Source organism: Acidimicrobiia bacterium (assembly GCA_035471805.1).
Classification (GTDB): Bacteria; Actinomycetota; Acidimicrobiia; order Spongiisociales; family JAHEDJ01; genus JAHEDJ01.
The window spans coordinates 1-3,370 of sequence record DATIPS010000059.1 but is presented as its reverse complement, the minus strand read 5'-3'; the positions used below and the strand labels follow the sequence as shown (position 1 = coordinate 3,370).

The following is a 3,370-nucleotide window of genomic DNA, read 5'->3' as shown; positions in this document are numbered from 1 at the left end:
GTACCGAATGTCGCGCGAAAACATCGGGATGAACGGCCGGAGGGTAGGTTGAGGTGCGATGGGGAGGACGACGCGCAGCAGTGTGGCCGTGCGGCCGGTCGACGGCACCCTGAAATGGGTGGTTGTCCAGTACCGCATACTCGTTTGCCTGTGGGCACTCGTGCTGATCGCCGTGACCCTCTACAGAGAGCTACCGGGCAATCACGGCGTCCTGTATGCGGGCGGTGCGCTCGCCGTGTCCTGGACAGGGTTCACCATCTGGGCATCCCGGACTAATCGGATCCTCGGCAGTTTGTGGTTTGTGGCTTTAGATGGTGCCGTCGTCCTCCTGCTGTCCGCCGGCGGTGCGATAGCCGGGACGGACGACTTCTTCAGCGGTGGCTTTCCTGGATCATGGCTATTCGTCGTAGCGTTCGCCACGAACCTGCGTTGGACCATGGTCGCCTCGCTGGTACTGCTCGGTGAACACGCGGTCCTCCACGACATCATGGACCTCGGTGCCGTGCGCACCGCCGGCACATTCCAGTTTCCAGTTCTGGGTCTCATCATCGGCTGGGCGTTCGATGCCTTGCGACAACGCGAGGCTCTCCGTCTCGCCGCCGAACAGCAGCTCGCCGCCGAACAGGAAGCGAGTGCCCGGCATCAGGAACGAGCCGCGCTGGCTCAACGACTGCACGATTCGGTATTGCAGACCCTTCATGCGATCCGGACACACGCCGAGGATCCGATGCAGGTTCGCTATGCCGCACGCCGCCAGGAGCGTGAGCTGCGCCGGACCATCGAGGATCTGAGTTCCCCATATGAGAAGAGCTACCGGGCAGCGCTGATGGAGATTCGCGACGAGGTCGAGGACCTCTTCCCGTCGGTGGAGATCGACGTCCTGGTCCGCAGCGACACCGAAGTCGACGGCACTCTTGAAGTCGGGCTGAAGGTCACAAGGGAAGCCATGGTCAATGCGGCGAAGCATTCCGGACAGCTGCGCATCGATGTCTACAGCGAGATTGCCAACGGAATCGCCACGACCCGCGTTCGAGATCGCGGGAACGGTATCGACCCCGATGCGGCCGATCGTATCCTGCGCGGCAAGGAACGGTCGATGCTCAATCGACTATCCCCGGTCGGGGGTACTGCCCGGATCGACAGCGGTCCCGACACAGGGACCGAAGTCACAATCGAGGTTCCGATCTCGTGACGCCGGGCGAAGCACTTCGAGTCTTCATCGTCGAAGACCATCCGATCGTGCGGCGAGGACTCGTCGATGTAGTCGCCGAGCATCACGACGTGGCCGGCTCCGCCGACAGTGCTTCGTCGGCCATCGAGATGATCGTCGAGCGGCGCCCGGATCTCGTGCTGCTGGATGTTCATTTTCCCGGTGGTGGTGGCGAAGCCGTCGTCAAGGCAGTCCGGCCCGTCTTCCCCGAGGCGCGATTCTTGTGCTTCACGGTTTCAACTTCGCGACTGGACGTCGTCCGCATGTTCAACGCCGGGGTAGACGGATACATCGTCAAGAGCAGCGAAGAACACGAACTGATGGGTGCCATCGCAGAAACGATGGCCGGACGCCGGCCGGTTTCCAGGGAAGTCGCCGGATTCCTGCTCGACATCGACTCCGATGCGCCTGAGGCCGAAGGCCTGGAGAGGCTCACCCCCCGGGAGCGTGAGGTCGTGGAGTTGATCGCCCGCGGCTACACCTATCGAGAGACGGCCGCCAACCTCGACATGAGCGTCAAAACGCTCGAGAACCATATGGGCAGCATCTTCCGAAAGCTCAACGCCCAGAGCAGGCACGAGATCACCCGCATCGCGTTCGAGACCGGATTCCTCCGACCCGACGATCAGGTGGAATCGTCGGACGATTAGGGCCGGAAGGCGGCCGTTAGCCCGGGCCGTCCTCGCCGTTCTTCTCGGACGTTAAGAGGGCGGCGGCGACCCTGGGGAATCACCCCCAGGGGGCCATCCCTGATAGGCGCCGCGAGTGTTTCTCGAGATCGTGTCCCCATGAGGACACAAACACACACCCCCACGGAAGATGCTCGCAAGCCGCTGAGGAAGCCTCGCCCGGCCACCGTACTCCGATGGACTCTCATGGCGACCTCCGTCGGATTCATGACCCGGCTCGTCAGATCCGGATGGACGGAAATCGTTGAAGCCGTCAGGATGCTGGCGACCACGAAGTCGACCTACGTGCTCGCCGCCATCCTGCTCGAAGTGGCCTGGACTTGGAGTCTCGCCCAGGTGTATCGGTCGGCGCTGATGGCAATGGGCGGAGTCGCCAGGAAGCGTGCGGCCGTGCGCGTTTCGATGGGAGCGTTCACCCTGAGCCGGATTCTGCCCGGCGGTGGCGCGGTCGGCAGTGTCTTTGCTGCACGCGAACTCATGGCTCTGGGTAACCCGGGGACGCTGACCATCGCTTCGATGATCGTCTCGTGGTGGGTCTCGATGACCACATTGAGCAGCATCGTCTTCGGCGGCGTGGCCGTCGCCGCCGCGTCGGGCGTCGTGGCCCCGTCTTACCTGATCGCCCCGGCGGTCACCCTGACCGCAATGATCTTGATCGGCGCCGGGTTCGTGATTGCGATGAGGCGCCCCCGCTGGCGTGTCCGGCTTCAGGCGCTCTTCGCCAGGGCTCTCGGCCGGTCCGGTGTCGACGAACCCGATGGCGCCCGGAAAGACAATCTCGAGGCGGCTATCGCCGGCTTGCGGGGCGGACGCCGCCTCGTGATCGTCTCCTGCTGGGCCGCCGCATCGTGGATTCTGGATGCCGCGGCCCTCTGGGTGATATTCGACGCCTTCGGACACAGACTCAGCATCGGAGCGCTGCTGATCGGATACGGGCTGGCGAACCTCCTCCAGGCGCTGCCGGAGCTGACGCCCGGATGGCTGGGAGTTCTCGAAACCGCCATGTCGGTCACGTACACAGCCTTCGGTATTCCGGCCGGTGTAGCCGTCGTCGCGGTCCTCTCCTATCGACTCCTCTCTTATTGGCTTCCTGTTGCAGCAGGACTGCCCTCCGCCATTCAGATCCTCCGACGCAGCGGGCAACGAGTCCCGCCTGCGTTGAAAGCCGAAGGGAGCGTCGCATGACCACTCAAGGACCAGTTGCCCTGCTTGGCGGGCTCGAACACCTCGAAGGATGCGAATCGATCGATCGCAGGATGATGTCGGAGGTTGGATCCAGCAGGCCGAATGTGGTGGTCGTCCCGGCCGCGTCGAGTCGCCGCCTCATGGCCGCCACGGCGGTACTGGCCCGCAACTACTGGAGGCGTCTCGGTGCGTCGGTCACCGTCGGAGTCCCCGGTGATGGTTTCGAGAACAGGCTCTCTGCGGCAGTGGATGGGGCCGACCTGATCGTGTTGACCGGCGGCCATCC

General features: G+C 63.9%; 4 protein-coding genes. All 4 read left to right on the top strand.

Annotated elements, in window-relative coordinates:
* Positions 1–58 precede the first annotated feature (58 nt).
* Positions 59–1,192 (top strand): ATP-binding protein, encoded by a 1,134-nt coding sequence (locus VLT15_12640; GenBank protein HSR46058.1) that lies wholly within the window; start codon positions 59–61, stop codon positions 1,190–1,192.
* Complete coding sequence (locus tag VLT15_12635; GenBank protein HSR46057.1) at positions 1,189–1,860, top strand: response regulator transcription factor; 672 nt, start codon at positions 1,189–1,191, stop codon at positions 1,858–1,860. The genes VLT15_12640 and VLT15_12635 overlap by 4 nt, the downstream gene beginning before the upstream one ends.
* A 138-nt stretch (positions 1,861–1,998) precedes the next feature.
* A complete protein-coding gene (locus VLT15_12630; GenBank protein ID HSR46056.1) occupies positions 1,999–3,084 on the top strand; it encodes a YbhN family protein in 1,086 nt (361 codons plus the stop codon).
* On the top strand, positions 3,081–3,370 hold a 290-nt coding region (locus tag VLT15_12625; protein HSR46055.1), incomplete at its 3' end, for a hypothetical protein. The genes VLT15_12630 and VLT15_12625, both read left to right, overlap by 4 nt.